Below are 21,686 nucleotides of genomic sequence, written 5' to 3'. Positions count from 1 at the left end.
ATCAAGCTCAAATCAGGCCACGGTGAGGATCAAAAAAAAGCACCCAGCCGAAACTGGGCGCCAATTGCCTGGGAGGCGGCAGAAGAAGTTTTTCAGTACAAGACAAGGATCAGCGGCTAGTGCGTGATCACGTCTTCCTTGTCGAAATAGTTGAATTCCTCCACCAGGACGTCATGCACCACGGGTCGGCCGAGACGAGCGTTGGTGGTTTTCTTGAGACGTTCGGTGAAAGCCTCCAGGTCGTAACGTTCCAGGCTACGGAAATCGAGGGTTTCGTCCGAATAGAGTACCCTGAAGGCTTCATCCACCAGGAAAGGGTGTGGCGGCACAGGCAGGCGGCGCAATGTATCGCCATCCGCTGTGAAGACCATCTTGATCACCACATATCCCTGCAGCGTGCCATCAAACAGGATCGGCACGTTGACCGGGTTCACTGTCTCATAATCCAGCCCTACAAACGCCGGCTCATCGTCGCCGACCCTTTTCTGGGCTGCCAGATACTGCGTGGTGCCGTAACCGGACGCCAGCATGGTGGCAGACATCCAGAGGCCGGCAACGAGAGTCTTGATCATCGAGCCCTCTCCGGAAACGGTGCCTGATACGTGCCGTCGGATTCATAGTCGATCATGGTTCTGGACATCATGCCGACAACTTCCGTCACCGCATTCATATGCAGTTGCAACAGGCCGACATTCTCATCGAGCACTTCCTTGAATTCGGCGATGTCTTCGCGCAACTCCGCGGAATAGAACGCCGGCGGTACGAGTGTCCGAGCCCTCGACAGGTCAAGCAAAGCCTGGCTCTTGCCGTACTCGAAGATCTTCAGGTCCGCTGTCGGGTTTGCACGAAGCGCCCGGGTTTCCTCGCGAACAGCGCCGATTGCTCGGCGAACGGCGACCACCAGCGGCATGGATCGCACCGGATCGGGGGTGAATTCCTGAAGTGCGAGATCGGTCACGGCAACGTCCTGAAAGTCAACATCGTTGGCAGCGTCCATCAGGCTTTAACTCCCTTTTCAAGCGTATCTGAAATCAGGCCGGCGATACCGACACCACCACTGGCGGCAAGCTGGTTTGCGACCTGTTCGGCAAGCATCGATTTCCAGATTTCCCCGGCGGTTCCGGACCCGAAGACCGCTTCGGAGTCATCCGGAAGCATTGTTTCGACGAACTGGCTGAGGATCATCGCCTCGAATTTCTCCGCAGGAGACTTTTGGGACGGTCCTTCGTAATTGGCGGTTCGAAAACTGCCTTCAGTGGCTCCTGCCCGGTTCGTTGCACCGGCATAGGCAAGTGCAAAGCCATCCCCCGAACCACCAGCGGAAATGGACCTGAGACGGTTCGTGGCATCAGCAAGGTTCACCGGATCGGCAGCCTTGGACACATCCAGGATCAGATCTGAAGGAGGCGAAATCGCCATGCTGGGCTCCTCGAAAAACATAAGGTGCAAACAAGGCCCGGCAGGCGACAGGGCAAAGCAAGCAATACACTTGAACCGAACCTTGTTTGCATCCTCAGGAATAGCCTGCGCAGCTTGCGGGAGGCTTGCGTCTTCTTGCTGAACGGCGACGAATATGCCCCGTTCACGCCAAGCAACTTTCACCCGTATCTGCGGTCGAGCAGATCCATCAGGTCCCGTTCTTCTTCAGCACGCTGTTCCTCCCCACGCATCCTGGCGAGACGTTCAGCCATGAGTTTCAGCATCAGCCGCTGGCGATCGTATTCGGAGTTCACCTTTGCGCGCGCTTCGCTGAGCCGTGACATCTCCTCGATGATGCGTCTCAGCCGCTCGGCAGCGTTGGCGATAAACCTGTCTTGCTGTGCCAGGTCGCCATTCGAAAGGGCCAGCAAAATGCGTCTTTCCTTTTCGTTCAGCTGATAGACCTGAGCGTCAAGCTTCTGAAGCAGCCAGGATGAAAACAGGAATATCTGCTTCTGCATCCGGAACAAACGTTCAATATCCTGACTTTTTCTTGCCATGGAACAGGAACCTTTCACGGTCAGGATTGCCTAACCTATCTGGAGCCAAGTGAAGTAGCCGTCGAGGAAGATCATGATGGCCTCCGCGATGACCAGATAAAGAAAGTAGAGACCGCCCGCGATTACGAACGGCATGGAGATGAAGTAGACCGGGATCTGCGGTGTCAGCTTGTTGACGAGGCCGACGGCAAAGTTCACTACGACCGTGTAGACGATGAACGGGCTGCACACCCGCAATGCCAGGATGAAGGTCCGGCCCAATTGCTCGGCAAACTGCTCAAGGCTTGTCACGGCCGCCAGCGGCTGCCCGACCGGGATCGCTTCATAGGAGGCTGCCAGCCCGCGCAGAATTTCCCAATGCTGGTTGGTGATGAACACCATCGCCGTTGCCGTCACCGTGAAAAGGTTTGCGACAGGCGGCAGGGAATCCACGCCATCGATCGGCATGCCCGGCATGTTCGACAGGCCGATTGCCATGGACACCAGCGTCGTCAGCGTCTCCAGGGCCGCCAGAAAGATGCGTCCCAGAAAACCGATGAAGGCTCCGGTCAGCAACTCCGCCCCAATGAAGCCGGCAACAGTGCCGAGCTGCTCATCCGGCAGGGACGCCTGTACGCCTGGCGCCAACAGGGGCGACAAGGCCAACGCCACGGAAAGCGCGATGAACAGGCGAACATGCACCGGCACACGGTTGCTACCGAACCCCGGGATCACCATCAAGCACGCTCCTATCCGGCAGAACAACAGGAAGACTGCCAGAAGCAGCGAGGAGCTGAAGGTGCTGAAAAAGAGGCCGCCGGAAATCACGAGACGCTTCCGAGCGCGGAAACATCCACTCCGCGTGCGATTTCAAGATGCGACAGGACCGGCAAGGTTGGGAACATGCGCTCCACGATCATACGTACGTATGGCCGGGCATCAGGTGCCGCTACCACCGCGAAGCGGCTGCCGTCCTTCATGTGTTTCTTGACGGCGTCGGACATCTGCGTGCCGAATTCCTCCACCAGTTGCGGCTCGATGTCGAACTCGATGACGTCGCCCTTCCCGTCCCGTTTCAGGGCATTGTGGAAGGCTAGATCCCATCGGTTTCCGAGACGCAGCACTTTCAGAGGGCCGCCTTCTGCAAGGTCGCCGCAAATCTGCTGGGCGATGCGCATTCGAACGTGCTCCACCACCTGCTCCGATCTGCGGACGTGTGGAACGATCTCGGCAACGGCTTCCAGGATCAGGTTGAGATTCCGGATCGAAACCCGTTCCGCCAATAGAAGCTTGAGCACCGCTTGCAGTCCGGAGAAAGACGTGTGCGCCGGACAGATATCGTCGAGAAGCTTCTGGTACTCCGGGTCCAGCCTGTCGAACAGCTTGCGCATATCCTTGTAGGACAAGAGCTGAGGCAGGTTGTTGCGGATCACTTCGCTCAGATGCGTGAGGATTACCGTGATGTTCTCGGCCGGCGTCATACCGCGGCGCTTGAGTTCGTCCTTGTACGCAGGCGGCACCCAGTAGGCTGGCATCCCGAATGCAGGCTCACGCGTCTGGTCAGCCGGTACCGGCAGTGCCTCGTCATTGTTCGGAATGACCAGCAGTTCACCCACTTTCAGATGCTGCGAGGCAATGATGGTGCCGTGGATCTTGATCTGGTAGCTCTTCGGATCAAGCGTCAGACTGTCGGTGACCCGAATATCGGGCACGACAAAACCATACTGCTCGGCAAACTTCCGGCGCATCTTGGCAACGCGGCGAGACAGTTCACCGGTTCGCGTCAGCAGCTCGGCGGAAAGCTGCTTGCCAAGCACCAGTTCGACCTCAGCCGACTTGAGCGTTTCCTTGACGGAGTCCTTTTCCTCAAGCTTTGCCTGTTCCTCGGCTGCGCGTATCTTGTCATCCTCGACCTTTTTCGCCGCTGCCAAACGCCTCGGAATGGCATAGCCGATAAAGCCCATCAGAATCGCCAGCAGCAGGAACGGCAACATCGGCAGACCCGGCATCAACGCGAAGATGGCCATCAGGATAGCTGCGACGAACAGGGCACGCGGATAGCCGCCAAGCTGGCCGAGAACAGCCTTGTCGGTCGACCCTCTGGTGCCGCCCTTGGACACCAGCAGACCAGCCGCCAGCGAAACGATCAGCGCCGGGATCTGGGAGACGAGGCCATCGCCTACGGAGAGCTTGGTGAAAACGTCTGCCGCGTTGGAAACCGTCATGTCATAGCGGGTCACGCCAATAACAATGCCGCCAAGGATGTTCACAGCCGTAATGATAAGGCCGGCAATCGCGTCGCCGCGAACGAATTTGGAGGCACCATCCATCGCGCCGAAAAAGGAGCTTTCCTCTTCCAGTTCCTTGCGCCGACGCTGTGCTTCCTTGTCATCGATAAGGCCAGCGGAAAGATCCGCATCAATCGCCATCTGCTTGCCCGGGATCGCGTCCAGAGTGAAGCGTGCGCCAACTTCCGCAATACGGGTTGCGCCCTTGGTGATGACCATGAAGTTGACGATGACCAGGATCGCAAAAACAATTAGACCGATGACAAAGTCACCGCTCATCACGAATTGCGAAAAGCCGTTGATCACATAGCCCGCCGCATTCAGCCCCTCGTGGCCGTTGGCAAGGATCATGCGCGTTGTCGAGATATTGAGCGACAGCCGCAGCATGGTGGCGATCAGCAGGATCGTCGGGAAAGACGAGAAATCGAGCGGACGCTGGATCCAGAGCGAAACCATCAGGATCAAGACCGACAGCGCGATCGACATGGCCAGGCCGATATCGATCAGGAATGTCGGGATTGGCAGAAAAAGAACGGCCAGGATTAGGACGATGCCTATGGCAAAGCCGACGTCGCGGCGGCTGTCCGGCGCATTGCCGGCAGCCGGCGAAAGGGAGGTGTCTGTCATGCCTTCTCTCTGCTGCAGGTCTGATACCTGGCAACCTCGCCCTTGAAGCTTGCGCGAGGCTTTTTTGAAGAAGGATTTCAGGAGGGAAGTTCGGGAAAGGTTGAGCACTCTGACCGACGATGGTCGCTCCAGGCTCTGAAGGGAGCCGCCTTCGCGCTTGAAGCAAGTCGTGGTTCAAGGAGAAATGGATGCAAGAAACGCATCTACCTTGTCATCCCGGCAAAGGCCTGGATCCATTAGCGACATGCGCCAAGGTGAAAGGTTTCGCCGACAACTCAATGCACCTGATCCCGGCTTACAGCTTTCGCTGCAAACCAGGACGACAGATAAGTTCTGGACCAAGACGGCACCTGAAACCATGCAAGAATAGTCCTGCAGACCGTCGCTAGAACCCCGTTTCGATCCGATTGTAGATCAGGGTCGTCAACGAGTAGATCTGGCCGCCGATGAAAGGTCCGGCGACCACGATCATGACCAGGATCGCCACGATCTTCGGAATGAAGGTAAGAGTGATTTCCTGAACCTGGGTCAGGGCCTGCAGCAACGCAATTCCGATACCGACAATCATCGCCGGTACGATCGCGGGGGCAGATCCGACGAGGATCGTCCAGATTGCAGTCCGGACCAGGTCCAGGGCATCAACTTCATTCATGTCATTCCATCCGCTCAGGAAATGGTTACACCCGGTCCAAGCAGAACACCCTGACCGTTGTCGAGCGCGAGCACGGTGCCGTCGGAATAGACTTCAACCTTTTCAACGACACCCGTCGTGCCGTTGGCGTCGGTCACGGTCCGCCCGATAAGATCATCTACCTGACCGAACGAAAGGTTGGTCAGAAGCGTTTCCAGCTTGGCGTTGGTCTGAATAGACTGCTCAACTTGGCTGAAGCTTGCGAGCTGCGCGAGCTGTTCGGACGCGTCCATGGGATTGGTCGGATCCTGGTTCTGCATCTGAGCCATCATCAGATGCAGGAAGGTGTCGTAGTCGACAGTCAGCTGCTTCTGAGCAGATGCAGTCGAGGCAGCACCCTGGGTGGCGCTGACGCCTTCAACACTGGTCATCTAATCACTCCTTAAACAACGGCCAGCCTGGGGCCGTACTGAAAATTTTCTCTTGGCGCCGGCCGGGGCGCGGTCTGCCGGGTCTCCTGCGCGCGCCGGTTCTTTTCGGCCAGCATCAGGCTTGCCTCCAGCGGATAGAGCGCACGCACGACCTTCATTGCCTCGAACCACCGATCCGTTTTTGCCAGCTCCTCAACCTTGTCGAGATGCATCAGCACCTCCTTGTTCGAGAACGCCGACTTCACGGAACCAAGCACGAGATGGAACATGTCCTGAACCGCACCAGCGGCTGCCGGATCGATGATCATGGTCTGGAGAATGAAGTAGAGCTGGCGAAGCGGCGTCGTCGCCTCTTCTGGCTGAAGCACATGGGCTTCCAGCAGGAATACGGCATCATTCAGCAGTTCGATGTTGGTTTTCCGTTCGGCCCGGATCACCGCACCGTTGATGAACAGGCGTTCGCCCGCTTTCAAACCGATTTTCATGAGTTTAACCGTCCAGGCTGTCGCGGATGATGGAATTGATCTGGATGATGTCGGAGAAGTCCTCCTGCTCCCACTGGCGCAAGGATTCGACCTCTTTCAGGACCCAGATGCCGACAGAGATCAGATTGGCTCTCGTTTCGATCGGCAATTCGTTGGCGTCGTCCGCCAGGTGTTCCAGGAAGTAGCTCCACAGGCGCCGTGTGTAGAACAGCGCGTCGACGGCTTCGGGAGACTTGACGCCGCGCTCCTGGGCGACGTTGAGCTTGCCGATCACGATCGACATTGCCTCATGTTCGTTGAGCCGCTGGTCAGAGCAAAGATCGTCCATAACCTCAGCGTAAGACAGATTGTACATGGGCCCTCTCAAGGTTGGGTTTGATACGAAAAATCAGACATTCGGCCACGATCACAGGTAGTTCAGAATGCTCAGACCCTGCATGCGGGCCGTGACCGCATAGGTGGTCTCAAGCTGTGTCAGAGCCGTGTTGAGACGCACCGACGTTTCCTCCAGATTGACGTTTTCAAGGTCGTTGATGCGCCGGTTCAGGATGTCGGTTTGAACCTTCAACCGTTCACTCGCCAGCTTGACCTGCTCCTGCACATTGCCGAGCTTGCCCATCTGGCTGGTGACATCGGCGATACCGGTGCCGAGCTTCTCGATCGCCTTGTTGACCACCACCTTCCAGGTCTCGGGATCAAGGTCCTCGTTACCGAGGTCGGACATCATCGTGTAGGCCGCGGCCAGGTCTCTGAAGGCTTGCTCGTTTGCGCTGACGGAACTGGACACCGTTTCACTCGCCGAAATACGGCTGACCATCACGTTGCTGGACGCTATCGACCAGGACGTGCCCCAGGCCGGGTTCTGGAACATCGTCTCGAAGGCACCGTTCAGATAAGTGGACATTGCCGCAGGTGTGATGCCCGAAACGCCCGGGTTGGATTGCGCCATCCCGAACTCGGTCATGAACGCTGCATCGGCGGCCAATTTGTTCGGAGACGTCGGATCGGAATAATCCGCGAAAGGTTCCTGGTCCGTATTGATGCCGGCAAAGACGAAATTGCCGTTGAGCTGGGTGTTCAGACGGGACGTCAGAAGCTCCAGATTGCCGACGGCATCCGCCTTGACGATGTCCGAACTGCCGTTGTTCTCACGCAGGGCCACAAGGGTCGCCAGAAAGTCCTGCGCATCCGTCAGAATGTCGCCCATTGCCGCCTGGCTGACATCGAGCCGCGACGCGGTAAGCGCGTTGGTATCCATGATGCCATTGAGAAAATGAAACTCGGAACGAAGCGACACGCTTTCGCCGGTCTTGGTCCCAAGATCCAGGCCAACGTCGTATTTACGGCCGGAGGACAGCTCGATGCTGAGCTTCTGCACGAGGCTGGACTGGTTCTGGATCTGCCGGCGAGACGCATCGGCGAGTGTGATCGTGGAGATATAGGTGGTTTTCATAACTGTTACCTCGCCGCGGCCAGAAGGTCTTCCAGCATGCCGTCGACGGCGCTGATGAGCCGTGTCGCCGCTGAGTAGGATCGCTCGATTTCCAGTAGCAGCGTCATTTCTTCGTCGATGTTGACGCCTGTCTTGTTGTTGAGGTTTTCAGCCGTCCGACTGAGAATGACGGTCTGCACCTCGACATTGCTCGTCATGGTCTTTCGGCCGGCTTCCAGCCAGCTGACGGACGAAGCGGCAAAGCCGGACAACGTGTCGGTCGGATCGAGTTCCACGCCGCTGTCGAAAACGGTGTCCTTGTCAAACGCGGAAACCAGTTCCTGCAGACGGTCGGAGAACCCGGCAGCGCCGGACGGGTTGTAGTTGTAATTGGGATCGAACGGATCGGAGATGCCGCCATCGCGCAACCTGTCCAGGTCGCCGCCCTGATCCGGATCGGCGTTGGCATTGACGACGATTTCCGCAGCAAGCCCGGTGATATGGGTGCCGGATGCCGGCACCGCCGGTGCACCAGACCACGTGAACAGGCCAGCCTGATCCGGATTGCCGCCACCGCTTTGATCGCTTTCGGCGAAGGCTTCGATCAGACCACGCGCGATTTCGTCGAGCTGGCTCTGATAGGTCACCGCGACTTCGTCGCGCAGTTCGGCAAGACCTTGCAGCCTGCCGGACTTGATCTCCATGAGAGCGCCCGGTCCCGCCACGGGAACGCCGTCCACCATCACGGAATTACCCGTGGTAGCAGCACCATAAACAATGGTCGGCTCGAAGGTGACCGCTCTGGCCTTGGTTTCAAACAGCGTCACGCCGCTGTCCGTGTAGACCACAATATCGCCATTGCTGCGGTTCAGCGTGGTAATGCCGATTTCCTCGGACAGCTTGAGCAGAACCTGGTCGCGGCTGTCGTGGGCATCGGTGACATCAGCCCCCGATTGCGTTCCCCGCACGATAACCGAGTTGAGATCTTCGAGTTGTTTCAACAGCGTGTTGATCTCACGCACGGAGGTCGCCATGTCCGCATCCGCGTTAGTACGCACATCCTGCACCAGTGCCGTTCCGGACTGGAGCGTCTGCACCATGTCCTTGGAGGCCTGCAGAACGTCCTGCGCCTGGATCGCGTTGCTGGGATCGGAAGCATAGTTTTGAAGCGACAGCTTCAGCGCCCCGAGTTTTGCCGCAGCGGACATGTGGTTCTGGGTATCGCCTGTGGTTTCAGCGAGACGGGTAAGGCCCGCCAAGACCGCTTCCTGGGAGGATCCAGTGGAGGTGGAGGACAGGAGCGACGAATACAGCGCGCTGTCCGTCACCCGGCCGATACCGTCGACCTTGAGGCCGCCGGCCTGACCGGTGTCGGTGTAGGTCTGGCTCAACAGAACGGATTTGCGCGAGTAGCCGGGGTCTTGAGCCCCGGCAATGTTTCGCGAAACCACGGAGGATTCTGTCTGCCTTGCGGCCAGCGCGGACTGGGCGACTTTGAGGGCTACAGACAAACTCATGACAATAACTTTCCGATTGGCGGGTGAGCCGTGTTAGCGGACCAGGTTGACGAGCTGCTCGAGCAGGTCGGAACCGGCCTTGAACACCTGGGAATTGGCCGTGTAGGTGCGCTGGGATTCGATCATTGAGGTGAGCTCGTTGCCGAGATCGACGTTGGAGTCCTCAAGACCACCAACCTTGATGCTGCCAAGGCCGCCCTCGCCCGCGAAACCGACCCGGACATCACCGGAATCGAAGGACGTGCTGTAGACGTTGCCGGACTTGTTGGAGAGCCTGTCCGGGCTCGGTACATCCGCCAGCGGGATCTTGTAGATCGCCCGGCGGTCCCCGTTGGTGTAGATGGCAAACAGAGTGCCGTCGTCGGAGAATTCGACGTTCTTCACCGCACTCGGTGCGTTCCCGTCCGCATCAACGTTGGTGACCGTGAAATCGGCATTCAGGTAGGTCGACTGATCAAGATCCAGGTCGAAGGTGCCACCATTGGGAACCGCGATATTGATTGCGGTCGCACTGGCACCGGTGAGATTGCCTGTGGTGACGTCGAAGGTCAGCGTCTGGGTATTCAATGCCGGAGCAGTATAGGGAAACCCGCCACCGGGTGCGGCATCTGCCGCGTTGTAGATCGAGACTTCCCAATCACTGTCTGCAGCCGTTTCCGTGACCTTGGAGTAATAGACATCCAGTTTCACCTCGTTGCCGAGGTTGTCGTACACGATCATGGACGTCTTGTGGGAATAGCTCGCGGTTGCTGCGTTGGCGGAGGGCAGATCCGCCGCCGGCACAATCGCCGCGTCTTCACTCACGTTCACGCGCAGGAACGCTTCGCTGGTGGGAGTGGCTTCCAACTGGTTCTGGGTGATGTTGATCCGCTCCAGACCACCAAGACCGTTGGCAACGGTTGTTGGCGCGGTGTTGCCCGTGATCGGATAACCCTGGAGATAATAGCCGGCCGTATTCAGGAGATAGCCATCTCCATCCGGAACGAAGTGACCGGCGCGGGTCAGAAAGCTTTCACCTGCCTCGTTGCCGACAACGAAGAAGCCGTTGCCATCCACCGCAAGATCAAGCTTCGACGTGGTGAAGCTGATGTTTCCCTGCTTGGAAACCTGGTACTGGGTGTGTGCCTCGACGCCGCCGGAGTTGAACGAGCCAGCCCCTTGCGAAACAACCAGTGAGGAAAATTCCGACTGGGCGCGCTTATAGCCTGTCGTGCTCGAGTTCATAATGTTTTCGGCAACTGTGCCGAGCTTGCTCGACTGTGCGTTCATGCCGGAAACGCCGGTTCGCATAACTCCGAAAAGGCCCATGACAGGTCTCCTGTGTCCAAATCAACTGGAGACAGTCAAACCGACCTAACTTGCGCGAAGCTGTTGCGAGAAAATAATTATTCTTTCCATTCAGATACTTAATTATGTAAAAATTTATCTATCAAACAAAACGAAAGCACCGGGCAAGCTGTCCGGTGCTTTTCAGAGATCAGGCGCCGCAGAATTGCTTGGACTGCTGTGTCCAGTTTCCAAAACCGGAAGCAACCATGTTGCGGATCACCGTGCAGACATACCGTTTTTGCGCGGGATCATTGTTCGGCCCCGCGTGATAGCGGGCAACAGCCATCGTCCAGGATCCCTGGCGCCGCCTCAGGTCCTTCAGGAACCTTGCCGCATATTGCACATTTGCACGTGGTTCCAGCATCTGATCCACCGAACGGAACTGGTCACCGTGGTAATGATGGTTGATCTGCATGCAGCCGATGTCGATCAGCTTCTTGCCGTGCTGTTGCGCATCAATCACGTCCTGCTTCGCGGCTTGCCGGCTGGGAGGAAACACGGACTTTCCCTCGATATTGAGGGCATAGGGGTACAGCGAATTGCGCCGCCCGGTTTCCGTCAGCCCGACCGCATAAAGCACGCCGAGCGGCACGTTGTACTTTCGCGCTGCCGAGATCATCTCGCGTTCGCAAACGTTCTGGGTCTCGGCAGCCGCAGGCACGCTAACGGCGAGAGCACTAAAGATAGATGCCGTCAGAAAGGCTGATGTCAGAACCTTCCTCATGACCTGTTCCTCTTGTTGTTTCAGAAGCCTGATACGCGTCTTCTCTGGAGTTTTGTCCCGGGCGACCATTCTGTTGTCCGGCACCGTTGCCGGAACTCTGCGGTTGGCCGTCAAACGGGTTACCGCCACCAGCGCCATTCTGGTTCTGGGCCTGAGGGCCTGAAGCGTTGCTTCCTGCCTGGACCTGGATCCGGTCGTCTCCGGCCTGGATCGTGATGGCATCAGCCTTGACCCCGGTCGCCCTGAGCATCTGATCGAGCAGTTGCCGGTCTTGCTTCAGGAGTTCCGCAGTTTGCGCCCTGCTCGTTACAAGCGACACTTCCACTGTATCACCGACCATCCTGAGAGACACTTTCACGGTGCCCAGCTCATGTGGCGTGAGCTGGATATCCAGTGTTTTCAGAACAGGGCCTTCCGCCTTGGCAGTTATGCCACCGTCAAGTGATGCGGAGCTGGAAGCCATATCCTTGACCGCAGCGGCGATCTGGTCACCGACCTGTTGCGCGGGGGAGAGTCGCATATTCGGTGCAAAGTGGGTTTCCTGGCGCAGAACCTTGACGGTGCCCGCCGCTTCGTCCGGCAACATGGACCGGCCAATAGCCCCACGTCCCTCGCCGTCGGAAATTGCCTCCGGTTCGACGCCGAACTGCGCGAAGAGCGAAGAAGTTCCGGTCTGTGCAGGTCCATCGGGATCGCCAACCGGCATGCCGTTGGCCCGCCCTTGCAGGAGCGAAGGCATCGGGGCTGCACCAGACTGGGCCTGCGACGAGGGAACCTGCCCGGGTTTTCCAGCAAGCACCGCATTTAGTGACAATCCCACATGCGCTGCCGAACTCTGCAACATGGTTTCGGCCTTCGGGTCCGTTTGTCCCTCGACCGCACCATCCAGGCCCTCGCCATCCTTCGCCTTGCGTGACAGTGCGTTCTGGGAAGCCTGACGCAGGGCATCGACAAGATTGCTGGTCGAAAACGCCGCCGAACCTGCCGCCTGTTCCTTGCCGGAACCGGTCTTGCCGTTCGCATCACCCGTAGCCCCTTCTGCCTGATCAGATGTTTCAGACCCGGGTTTTCCGGCCGCATCTTCGGCAGCATCGCCTTTTTTCATGTTCTGCATCACGGCCTGGAATGCAGCCGCGGCTTCTTTGGAAGAGGTTTGCCCGCGCTCACCCGTTCCAGCGTCCGTCGACTTGCCGGACTTCGGTGCAGTCGGAACGAATGCCTGAGTGTTAACGCTCATCCTGTTCTCCCAATTGAGCGAGGGACTTTCCCGTCCGGCGCAACAGAACATTCGCAAGTTCCATGTCCGCGCTGACCCAGCTTTGATCTTCAGGAGCGTCCATATTGGTCGCGACGTTGAATTCGCCGATCACGTTGGGCGGCGGCTCCGGAAAATGCCGGACCGAGTTGAGCACGGTGTAGACGCCGTCAAGCATCGCCAGGTCCTGCGCAGTCAGGATCGACTTGTCAATCGACCACAACAGGTCTCGGTTGGCTGTGATGAATTCCGGGTCGAGACGGGTCGCCGCAAGGTATATCTTCAGGATTTCGTTTTCCTTGGTGCCGTCGACGGTTAGCGTCAGCGCTTCTCCCGTTGCCTTTCGCGCGACATTCAGATGGCCTGCCAGCAGGGCGGAACGGGCCAGCCGAAGATAAAGACCGCGCCTGCTGTCGGCATCGAATTCGTGCAGCACGTCATCCAGGAGCGCGAACTTGTCCTCGCTTTTGACAAATCCGAGCGTGTCCAGTGACAGGGCAAATCGCCTGCGGAAATCACCGGCATAGACCGACGTGCGGAACCGGCGAAGATACCGGATGCTGAGAACTCGAAAGCGATCGACGTTGCCGGTCATCCCAGCGACGAATACTTCCCGGCGAAGAGCAGCTTCCTCGACGAGCGTTCCAGGCATCAGTAGGCTGGCGACCTGAAGCAGTTCCATCGCCTTTTCCGGATCCGTGCGGATGTAGGGTGCAGCCTTTACCAGTGCGACATGCCCCCCCAGGCTTGCCGGCAGTTCCAGCGGATCGATCTCCGCCAGAAGAACGATCATGTCCTCTTCCCTGCCTTCGACATAGGCAAGCGACGCTTCCATGAGTTTGCGGTCGACAGCGGGGGCCGGATCGAGGGACAAGAGATACCGCATTACGTCTGGGTGTCCGCCACTCAGAAGATGGATGACGGCCGCCCGGGCGTTGCGCGGTTCCTGCCACGCATCGGCTGGCAACACGACGAAACTTGCGTCCATCTTTGTCAGCAAGGCTCGCTGCGCCTGCATCGCATGGCTGTTACCCTGTGCGATCTGCTCCTGCAAGGACTGCAGCGACCGGATCATTTCAAATGGTTCCGGATCCGAAGTCTGCTTGCCAACTTGCTGCGCCCAGCCTGCCGACACCCAGAAGACGGCCGCCATCAAGCCGAGGAGCAGACCTCTGAAGCAAGGGATCCTGATGGAGAGGCAGCGCATTACCGAGCTCCTTCCAGCAAGTAGATCTCAATCCGCCTGTTGGAGGCAGCAAGAGGATCGGACGGAACTTTCAGATCCTGATCGGCATAGCCTTCGACCCGGTTGAACCTATCCTTGCCGACACCTCCGCGAGTGAGCATGTAGAGAGCCATGTGAGCGCGTGCCGACGACAAGCGCCAGTTGTCATAGGTCTTGCTTTTGAAAGGGCGCGCGTCCGTATGACCCTTGATGACAATCTGTCCCGGAGTTTCGGCAACCACCTTGCCAATCCGTTCAAGCAGTTTGACGAGTTCCGGGCGCGGCTCGGCAGACCCGATGGCGAACATACCGAAGTTCTGGTCGTCGGTAAGGCTGATCAAGGCTCCCTCACCTTCTCTCATCACCGTAATCTGACTGGCGGTTTCCTCAAGAGCTGTCCCTTCAGTCTGGGCAAGGACTTCCGAAAGACGGGCGACCAGTACCTCGGCGCTGCTTTCCGTGAAGTCTTCTTCGTAGGTGCCCTCACCGTCTCCGGTACCAATGACCGTTTCTGTCTGGACTTCAGCGATCACCTCGGTTGAAGACGCCTCAAGCGACTTGCCAAGCACATGAGCAACGACCTGATCCGTCGTATCCCCGTTGTCGGGAAGTGCGCCGTTGCCGACAAATTCAAAGGACGTCGTTCCGGATTGTTCCGCCATGTAGTCCCCGTTGCTAGGCCCATTTCCAGGGGCAGCGTTTCCGTTTTGCCGGGTAATGCCGGTCTCAGGTTGCGTGCCATCTTCAAACGGCGCAGCAAAGGCGAATTCACCGGCCAGAGCCTGGGTAGAAGGCGCGGTACCATCGCCCGGCAAACTTACGTCAGGAGCTGCCTCGGCACTGGCGACACCTCGGCCAGGACGGAACTGCCAGAACATCGGATCAAAGGGATCCCGATAGGCCTGCCCACCCTGAACGCCTTCGTTTTTCTGAAGACCTGTGCCTATACCCTTTGGGTTGTCCTCCCGCACATCGGCGACACGGATTTTCTGCGAAAGGGTGTCGAGTACGGCATAGGGATCCGTGAAAAGGATCGATTCCGAATGGGTCTGGGTAAACTGCCCAGAGGCCGGAGCCCCACCCATCTCCGGTGTCTCGACCACCTCCTCCAGTCTGTGTCCCTTGTCCAGGCCATCACCGAAGTTCTCATCCTGATCGACCGGCGCATCAGACCCACCCAATTTGCCGGTGAAAAGCTTGGTGCCGGCTTCGTTGGTATCGCCGTTGATCTCCGGATCGTTCAGGCCCTTGCGGTTCGGAGCCGTGGAGGCAAGTTTGACCGGGTTGAAATACTGCGCAACGCCGCGACGCACGCTGTCGTCGGTCACATTGATCAGCCACATGACCAGAAAAAAGGCCATCAATGCGGTCATGAAATCCGCGTAGGCAATCTTCCAGACGCCATGTGGCAGCTGATCGTCTTCCCAGCTGTTCTTGCGCCGGACAATTACGATTTCATTCGGGACGCCGTCCAACATCAGTCTGCCTCCCCTTTCAAGGCTTCAAGCTGGCCGAGCCATTGTCCGAGCCGTGTTTCAATGGTTGTCTCGTCAAGCAGAGCCACCAGTTCGACCTGATCAGCATGCTGAACGTCGATCCGGTCTCTCAAGGCCGGCAACTGCTCCAGCACTCGGCTGACCAGAGTTTCCGGTCCGCGCAGCCTGATCATTTTGCCCTCCGTTTCCTCGGTCAGTTGCCGAAGATTGCCGGCAAAGGCATCGACCAGCTGGTCGACGATCTGCTCTGTCAGGAAAGGTTGAAGAAGCTTGGAAAGCGAATAGGAGATCCGCTGCTCCATAACATTGAGGAAGCCTTCGATGGAGGCGCTCACGTTGGCCGATTCACGCATGTCGAACCGGTCACGCTCGTCTTTGAGCTGCCTTGCGTGCTCCTCGCGCTCCTGTTCCAGGATGGCCTGAAAATGAGCCATCGTGCGGTCACTGCCTTCCGCCAGGCCGCGCTCGTATTCGGCCTGAAGCTGTTCTTCCAGGCTGGGTTCGGGCACAGCTTCCTCGCAAGGCTCCAGAACGTCCACGAGAGCGGGGTCGAATGCACCGAAGGACTTGAATCTGGAGGCGGACAGGACGGGAATATGGGAAGCGATTGAGGTGGTCATTAGATGCGCTCCGATTCATAGAGCCACTGGCGCAGGATCGCGGCAGACTGTTCCTCGTTGAACTCCAGCAAGGATTCCAGCTTCCGGAGCGCGGACTTGTTGCGCCGGCTGTTGAGGTCCTGCAGCATGTCGGAATGATCCGGCGGCATCAGGAAGGTCTGATCCCCGTCGACTGCTTCTGCAGTCCCTTCCGCAGTCTCCGGCAGCATTCCGAGTTCGGCCATTTCGACCTGCGGCTTGGCCATTTGCGGCACCAGGGCAGCCACGGCAGGCCGCAGACCGAACCAGATCACCAGCATCGACACGGTCAGGATTGCGAGCGCATTGATGATGTTGCCGGACTGGCGCATCAGATATTCGGTGATGCTGATCGGCGGGATCGGCTCCATGGCCCGGCCGCCGTCAATGAAGTCGACGACAGCAACCTTGACCAGGTCTCCCCGTTCTTTTTCAATCCCCGCAGAAGAAGCAACCAGTGCTTCGATTTCCGTCAGCTGTTCATCCAGTTGAGCCTGGGTCGGTTCGCCGCCAAGAGACTGCGCAAGACGGGACTTATCAACCAGAACCGCAATGGACAGACGGTCGACACGATAGCCATCCTGAGACGTCTCGATGCGTTTGGAGGAGATCTCGTAATTAACGGTTTCCTCGCGCCGCTCGTTTTCTTCGCTGGAACGCTCACCGTTGTCCGCGGACACATCCTCTTCAGGAAGGTTCTGCTCGACCGTTGTCGGTGCCGAGACGCTGGAGTTCTGAGCGTTCTCGTTTTCGCGAATGGTCCGGATTGAGCGCTCGGTCCGCGAGTCCGGATCGAAAATCGTCTCGGCAATCGTCTTGCGGTCCGTGTTCAGCTCCGCGGCGACACTGACCTCGAAGTTGTCCAGGCCAAGATATGGCGTCAGGGTCTTGCGAATGTTTTCCTGGATCCGGCTGCTGACAGCCGTCTCGAGGCTGGCAAGCTGGCCTGCGGAGGCCTTGGTCGGATCCTGGCCGGCCGCCAGGATACCACCGGACGTGTCGAGCACTGTAACCTTGTCGGCTTGCATGCCCGGAACACCGGCAGCAACCAGGTGGCGGATGGCATCGGCGGTTCGTACATCGTCTGGCACATCGGAACGGATGACGACAGATGCCGACGGCGGCTGCTGATCGCGCCTGAAAGATCCTTTCTCTGGCAACACGATATGAACGCGCGCTGCCCGGATCCCCTTCATGAGCTGGATGGTTCGGGCAAGCTCACCTTCAAGCGCTCGCACCCGTGTCACTTCCTGCATGAAGGAGGTCAACCCAAGCGACCCCAACTCGTCGAAGAGCTCGTAGCCGGAGTTGGCTCCACGCGGGAGACCCTTTTCGGCCAGAAGCATGCGCGCCTTGGCTGTCTGCGCATGGCTCACCATGACGGCGGTGCCTTCCGAATTGATGTCGAAAGGAATGCCGGCGTCCCGCAGCGCGGAACCGATGCGAGTGACGTCTTCACCGTCGAGACCCGTATAGAGGACGGTCTGTTCCGGTCGGCTCAAGTAATATGCTCCCGCGCCGACGGTCGCGATTGTAGCGAGCCCGATCAAGGCGAGCGCGACAAGTCTGCGCACTCCCAGTTCCATCAGGTTTGCCCATAGTTTTTCGGCGTGTTCACGGCCCGGCATGCATAACCCCTTCATGCACGTAACGTTCTGTTTGAACCACTATCGGAACTGGACCTTGCGCGAGCCTGTCACCCGGGCCTGAAGACGGAAATTCTGGACACAAAAAAACCGCGCCCCGAAGGGCGCGGTCCTCTTGCCTGGAAATCCGGTCAGATAAACTGGTTGGATTAACGGAACAGGGACAGAATGTTCTGCGAACCCTGGTTGGCGATCGACAGAGCCTGGATACCGAGCTGCTGCTGAGTCTGCAGAGCCTGGAGGCGGGTCGATTCTTTGTTCATGTCAGCATCCACGAGCTGGCCGACACCACGGTCGATCGAGTCGATCAGAGCGGACACGAAGTCCTTCTGCAGATCAACGCGCTTCTTGGTGGAACCGAGCAGGGTTGCGGAGTCTGTGATGAGGCCCAGAGCTTCGTCGACATCCGAGATCATGCCTTCCAGAGTGGTCAGGTCGGCAGCGCTGTCCGTCAGAGCGGAGATGTCGATGGTGTCGACAACGTTACCGTTCGTCAGAGCACGATCGAGGATACCGGTACCACCACCAGTGGTGTCATAGAGCTGGGTAGCGGTGATATCAACCGTGGTCGTCAGAACGGAAACCGCACCACCGACGCGGGTGAAGGAGCTGACGATTTCTTTCGATGTAACGGTGGTCACGTCGGAAGACAGCCAGTTTTCACCGTTGAAAACAGCGGATTCGGCAGTCGACTTAAGCTGGTTCTGCAGTTCGTTGATGTCGGACTGGATCTTGCCGCGGTCGACACCCGGAGTACGGGCAGCAACAAGCTTGGCTTTGATTTCGTTCATGACATCAACAGTGCTGTCCATAGCAGTGTACATGACGTCGACGGTCGCAGCACCCAGACCCAGAGAGTCTTCAACGGCGCTAAGAGCCATGTTGTCAGAACGCATGGTGGTTGCGATGGACCAGTAGGCAGCGTTGTCTTCCGCGCCGGCAACGCGATAACCGGTGGAGATGCGGTTCTGCGTCTCTGCCAGGTTGGCGCTGGTGTTCCGCAGAGTCTGCAGAGCGGTCATTGCGGAAGCGTTCGTCATCAAGCTAGACATGATATGTCCCTTCAATGTGTCAGTGTGTACTGGATTGGATTGGGACATGCCGGGTTTGCACCGGCACAGCAGGAGCAGCGTCATGCTTTTGAACCGTGGGTAGTTTGGGGTTCAACCTGCTGTGAAAATGACCCTAGCGGCTCAATCTTGCGTGAAGCTTACGTCGATACGGGCAATTTGATCTTTTTCGAATTTCTCCAAGGCCTAATCTTGGACCAAAAGATATAGTCGCGCGCGATCTTATCGCCAAAACAAAAAAGCGGAGCCTTTCGGCCCCGCCCTTTTGCGCCCCGACGCCCCCGTCGGTTACAAGAATGATCGCACAAGACTACCGACCAGAAGGTTCCATCCGTCGATCAAAACAAAGAACAACGCCTTGAAAGGCAACGATATGACTGTTGGTGGCAACATCATCATACCCATGGACATGGTGATCGTTGCGACGATCATATCGATCACGAGAAAAGGCAACGCGATCAAAAATCCGATTTCGAAACCCCGGCGCAACTCGGAAATCATGAAAGCCGGGATCAAGACACGCAGTTCAACTTCCTCTGCAGAGGCCGCTTCGTTTTCTGTCACGCGGCCGGCCGCAAGATCATCAAAGAGAACGAGATCTTCTTCGCGCACCTGGCTGAGCATGAAGTCCCGGAAGGGCGTTGTGATCCGCACATAGGCCTCTTCCTCGGAGATCTCGTTGTTCATCAGAGGCTGAACACCCTGCTCCCAGGCTTTGTCGAAAGTTGGAGCCATGACGTAAAAAGTCATGAAGAGGGCCAGCGAAATGAGGATCAGGTTACCCGGTGTTGTTTGAAGACCTATACCGGACCTCAGGAACGAGAAAGCGATCACGAAACGGGTGAAGCTCGTCACCATGATCAGGATGCCCGGAGCCAGAGAAAGCACCGTCAAGAGTGCAATCATCTGGATGATGCGGCCGCTGGCACTGCCCTCTCCTGCAGGTAGCAACGCAGAAAGATCCGGCACCTGGGCAGCCGCAGCCCCCGTCATCGCGACCAGTACAAGGCCGGCAACAAGAAGACGGCTCATTGAATAACCACCGATTCCAGAATGACTTCGTTCACCTGACCTTTGGTGCGTGTCTGAGCGCGCTCGGTGAGATCTTCGCGAAGATGCTGCAAACCGATCCCCCCTTCCAGATGAGAGAGCGTAAGCGTGCGCATGTAGCCTAGAAAATCGTCCTCGACCTTTTTCTTGAGCACACCGACATCACCGTCCGGATCGTCTTCCAGAAGAATTGACGCCTGCAACCTGATCCAGGCGTCTTGCGGCGATGCCAGATTTGTCACGAGCGGTTCAAGCGTCTGCAGGCGTGTCGAAGGCGAAAACGGCAGCGTTTCGGTAAAGCTCTGTTGCTGGCGAAGCCGGCCATGAACTTCCTCTTCCGTATAGTCCGCAACATATTTTGCAAGGCCCGCTCCAGCGCCACCGCCAATCAGCGTCAGGAGCACCAACGCCGCGACGAAACCGGAGCTGCGCTGATTTTCCCGCGCACCCTCAAAAGGAACTTCAATGATATTAGGCATTTGGGTCTTTCCGGTACTTTCAGGAAGGGCTCAGAAGGGCGTCACGATGTCGTAGATCTGCTGCCCCCAGGCCGGTTGCTGAACCTCGGTGATCCTGCCGCGGCCACCATAGGAGACCCGCGCTTCGGCAATCTTGTCGTAAGGAATGGTGTTGTTGGCCTGAATGTCCCGCGGACGTACGATCCCGGCGATTTGCAGGATGCGCATCTCGAAGTTGACGCGCATTTCCTGCGAGCCGGAGATCACCAGGTTGCCATTCGGCAGCCGGTCCGTGACGACGGCGGCAACGGACAGCTGGATTTCTTCCGACCGATCGATAGAGCCGGAACCCGCGGAACCGGAGCCGGAATCAACGCCAAGATTGCCGCTGCCACCATGCCCGATGCCATCCCAGTCGTAATCCATGGTGCCACCCCAACCGATATCGGAAGTGCGGCGGCGATCCGAACTGTTGTCCATGTTCGCGCGGTCATTGATCTGGATGGTTACTGTCAGCACATCACCGACCTTCTTCGCACGCGGGTCTGCAAAGAAATTGTCGCGACCGCTGGCCCACAAGGAGTTGTAGTCCTTGACCGTGCCCTGCCCGAAAGTGCTCAGCGGATAAGCTGCCGGCTGTTGAACGGCAAGGCCGTACCCGACCGGAGACATCTCCGGTGCGCGACCAACGTCTTCCAGCTGCCCGGCACAGCCGGTCAGCATCGCAGCTCCTAGGGAGATCACAAAAGCGCGCATCAGAAACTCCGTTGTATTTCGGGATGGGTCAGGCCCATCATCGATTGGGTTAGCTGGGCAGCACGGGAAGGCTCCATCTCATCGAGAATGCTGCTGGCAACACGGGCCTTCAGTTTCAGGAGAACGCCAACAGCGGCTTCCTCGTCGGTCGTCTGCAGCTGCGCCGCAGCTGCTTCCGGACGCATGCGCCCGATAATGGAGACAACCTGATCCTCGACTTCGTTGAGAAGGTCTTCGCGCCGCTCGACCCATTTTTCGAATTCGCGCTCTTTGCGCTGCAATTCTTCAATCCTGTCCCGGAGACTTGCCTCCAGGCTGATCAGTTTCCAGGTCTGCCACTTGATGCGCGCATCCGAAGCCGCTTCGGCGATGTTCTTGCAATAGAGCTCGCTGTCCTGTGGCGGTACGGGCGCAATCGCGCTTTCGCGTGCCTGCGGCTTCTGACGCGGCGCCTGGGCAATGGCCTGGCCGCCAAATGTGAGCGAAACTGCCGCAAGCACCAGAAGCGTGAATGTGCGGCCGCGGTCCAAATGTCGTGGCATAAGGCCTTCCCTTGTGCAGAACCTCTTTGACCGCACAATCGGAGATCGAGCTTGCGTGAGGCTGTCGCAAAAAAAACGCCGCTTCAAAAAGCGGCGTTTCAGAATTGCTCTCATGAAGGAGACGTCAT

General features: G+C 58.0%; 24 protein-coding genes. All 24 read right to left on the bottom strand.

Going from position 1 to position 21,686, the window contains the following annotated elements:
* Positions 1–116: 116 nt before the first annotated feature.
* A complete protein-coding gene (locus ACP90_RS14105; RefSeq protein ID WP_022998522.1) occupies positions 117–572 on the bottom strand; it encodes a hypothetical protein in 456 nt (151 codons plus the stop codon).
* Positions 569–997, bottom strand: a complete 429-nt coding sequence (locus ACP90_RS14100) for a hypothetical protein (protein ID WP_062488689.1) — start codon at positions 995–997, stop codon at positions 569–571. The genes ACP90_RS14105 and ACP90_RS14100 overlap by 4 nt, the downstream gene beginning before the upstream one ends.
* Entirely contained in the window at positions 997–1,419 is a 423-nt protein-coding gene (locus tag ACP90_RS14095; protein WP_031268441.1) for a rod-binding protein, read from the bottom strand. The genes ACP90_RS14100 and ACP90_RS14095 overlap by 1 nt, the downstream gene beginning before the upstream one ends.
* A gap of 179 nt (positions 1,420–1,598) precedes the next feature.
* Positions 1,599–1,979 carry a hypothetical protein gene (locus ACP90_RS14090; RefSeq protein WP_062491626.1) on the bottom strand — a complete coding sequence of 127 codons (381 nt, stop codon included), beginning with the start codon at positions 1,977–1,979 and terminating at the stop codon, positions 1,599–1,601.
* A 30-nt stretch (positions 1,980–2,009) separates the two neighbouring features.
* Complete coding sequence (gene fliR / locus ACP90_RS14085) at positions 2,010–2,786, bottom strand: flagellar biosynthesis protein FliR (RefSeq protein ID WP_022998518.1); 777 nt, start codon at positions 2,784–2,786, stop codon at positions 2,010–2,012.
* Complete coding sequence (gene flhA / locus ACP90_RS14080; RefSeq protein ID WP_055654445.1) at positions 2,783–4,873, bottom strand: flagellar biosynthesis protein FlhA; 2,091 nt, start codon at positions 4,871–4,873, stop codon at positions 2,783–2,785. Before flhA ends, fliR begins: the two co-directional genes overlap by 4 nt.
* A 385-nt stretch (positions 4,874–5,258) precedes the next feature.
* Positions 5,259–5,525, bottom strand: coding sequence for a flagellar biosynthesis protein FliQ (gene fliQ / locus ACP90_RS14075; protein WP_022998516.1), 267 nt, complete (start codon positions 5,523–5,525; stop codon positions 5,259–5,261).
* 14 nt (positions 5,526–5,539) lie between these two features.
* The gene (gene flgD / locus ACP90_RS14070; protein WP_022998515.1) at positions 5,540–5,935 is read right to left on the bottom strand and encodes a flagellar hook assembly protein FlgD; all 396 of its coding nucleotides are present in this window, start codon (positions 5,933–5,935) and stop codon (positions 5,540–5,542) included.
* Between the two features lie 11 nt (positions 5,936–5,946).
* Positions 5,947–6,420 (bottom strand): flagellar biosynthesis repressor FlbT, encoded by a 474-nt coding sequence (flbT, locus tag ACP90_RS14065; protein ID WP_022998514.1) that lies wholly within the window; start codon positions 6,418–6,420, stop codon positions 5,947–5,949.
* A gap of 4 nt (positions 6,421–6,424) precedes the next feature.
* Positions 6,425–6,775 (bottom strand): flagellar biosynthesis regulator FlaF, encoded by a 351-nt coding sequence (gene flaF, locus ACP90_RS14060; protein WP_022998513.1) that lies wholly within the window; start codon positions 6,773–6,775, stop codon positions 6,425–6,427.
* Between the two features lie 51 nt (positions 6,776–6,826).
* Positions 6,827–7,873, bottom strand: coding sequence for a flagellar hook-associated family protein (locus ACP90_RS14055; protein ID WP_062488688.1), 1,047 nt, complete (start codon positions 7,871–7,873; stop codon positions 6,827–6,829).
* Positions 7,874–7,878: 5 nt separating this feature from the next.
* Positions 7,879–9,369 (bottom strand): flagellar hook-associated protein FlgK, encoded by a 1,491-nt coding sequence (flgK, locus tag ACP90_RS14050; RefSeq protein ID WP_022998511.1) that lies wholly within the window; start codon positions 9,367–9,369, stop codon positions 7,879–7,881.
* Between the two features lie 33 nt (positions 9,370–9,402).
* On the bottom strand, positions 9,403–10,677 hold the full coding sequence (locus tag ACP90_RS14045) for a flagellar hook protein FlgE (protein ID WP_022998510.1): 1,275 nt from the start codon (positions 10,675–10,677) through the stop codon (positions 9,403–9,405).
* Between the two features lie 169 nt (positions 10,678–10,846).
* Positions 10,847–11,422 carry a transglycosylase SLT domain-containing protein gene (locus ACP90_RS14040; RefSeq protein WP_062488687.1) on the bottom strand — a complete coding sequence of 192 codons (576 nt, stop codon included), beginning with the start codon at positions 11,420–11,422 and terminating at the stop codon, positions 10,847–10,849.
* A complete protein-coding gene (locus tag ACP90_RS14035; protein WP_062488686.1) occupies positions 11,376–12,659 on the bottom strand; it encodes a flagellar hook-length control protein FliK in 1,284 nt (427 codons plus the stop codon). The genes ACP90_RS14040 and ACP90_RS14035 overlap by 47 nt, the downstream gene beginning before the upstream one ends.
* Complete coding sequence (locus ACP90_RS14030; RefSeq protein WP_062488685.1) at positions 12,649–13,884, bottom strand: hypothetical protein; 1,236 nt, start codon at positions 13,882–13,884, stop codon at positions 12,649–12,651. The genes ACP90_RS14035 and ACP90_RS14030 overlap by 11 nt, the downstream gene beginning before the upstream one ends.
* Positions 13,884–15,380 (bottom strand): MotB family protein, encoded by a 1,497-nt coding sequence (locus ACP90_RS14025; protein WP_062488684.1) that lies wholly within the window; start codon positions 15,378–15,380, stop codon positions 13,884–13,886. Before ACP90_RS14025 ends, ACP90_RS14030 begins: the two co-directional genes overlap by 1 nt.
* Positions 15,380–16,018, bottom strand: coding sequence for a hypothetical protein (locus ACP90_RS14020; RefSeq protein ID WP_055654457.1), 639 nt, complete (start codon positions 16,016–16,018; stop codon positions 15,380–15,382). The genes ACP90_RS14025 and ACP90_RS14020 overlap by 1 nt, the downstream gene beginning before the upstream one ends.
* Positions 16,018–17,664, bottom strand: coding sequence for a flagellar basal-body MS-ring/collar protein FliF (gene fliF / locus ACP90_RS14015; protein ID WP_062488683.1), 1,647 nt, complete (start codon positions 17,662–17,664; stop codon positions 16,018–16,020). The genes ACP90_RS14020 and fliF overlap by 1 nt, the downstream gene beginning before the upstream one ends.
* A gap of 167 nt (positions 17,665–17,831) precedes the next feature.
* Positions 17,832–18,734 carry a flagellin gene (locus ACP90_RS14010; protein WP_031268437.1) on the bottom strand — a complete coding sequence of 301 codons (903 nt, stop codon included), beginning with the start codon at positions 18,732–18,734 and terminating at the stop codon, positions 17,832–17,834.
* A 306-nt stretch (positions 18,735–19,040) separates the two neighbouring features.
* Positions 19,041–19,784, bottom strand: coding sequence for a flagellar type III secretion system pore protein FliP (gene fliP, locus ACP90_RS14005; protein WP_022998502.1), 744 nt, complete (start codon positions 19,782–19,784; stop codon positions 19,041–19,043).
* Positions 19,781–20,281 carry a flagellar basal body-associated FliL family protein gene (locus ACP90_RS14000; protein WP_055654461.1) on the bottom strand — a complete coding sequence of 167 codons (501 nt, stop codon included), beginning with the start codon at positions 20,279–20,281 and terminating at the stop codon, positions 19,781–19,783. The genes fliP and ACP90_RS14000 overlap by 4 nt, the downstream gene beginning before the upstream one ends.
* 30 nt (positions 20,282–20,311) lie before the next feature.
* On the bottom strand, positions 20,312–21,016 hold the full coding sequence (gene flgH, locus ACP90_RS13995; protein WP_022998500.1) for a flagellar basal body L-ring protein FlgH: 705 nt from the start codon (positions 21,014–21,016) through the stop codon (positions 20,312–20,314).
* The gene (locus ACP90_RS13990) at positions 21,016–21,558 is read right to left on the bottom strand and encodes a MotE family protein (RefSeq protein WP_055654463.1); all 543 of its coding nucleotides are present in this window, start codon (positions 21,556–21,558) and stop codon (positions 21,016–21,018) included. Before ACP90_RS13990 ends, flgH begins: the two co-directional genes overlap by 1 nt.
* Positions 21,559–21,686 lie beyond the last annotated feature (128 nt).

It is taken from the genome of Labrenzia sp. CP4 (assembly GCF_001579905.1).
Lineage (GTDB): Bacteria > Pseudomonadota > Alphaproteobacteria > Rhizobiales > Stappiaceae > Roseibium > Roseibium algicola.
The sequence above is the reverse complement of the archived record's forward strand: the minus strand, read 5'-3'. Positions and strand labels throughout refer to the sequence as shown.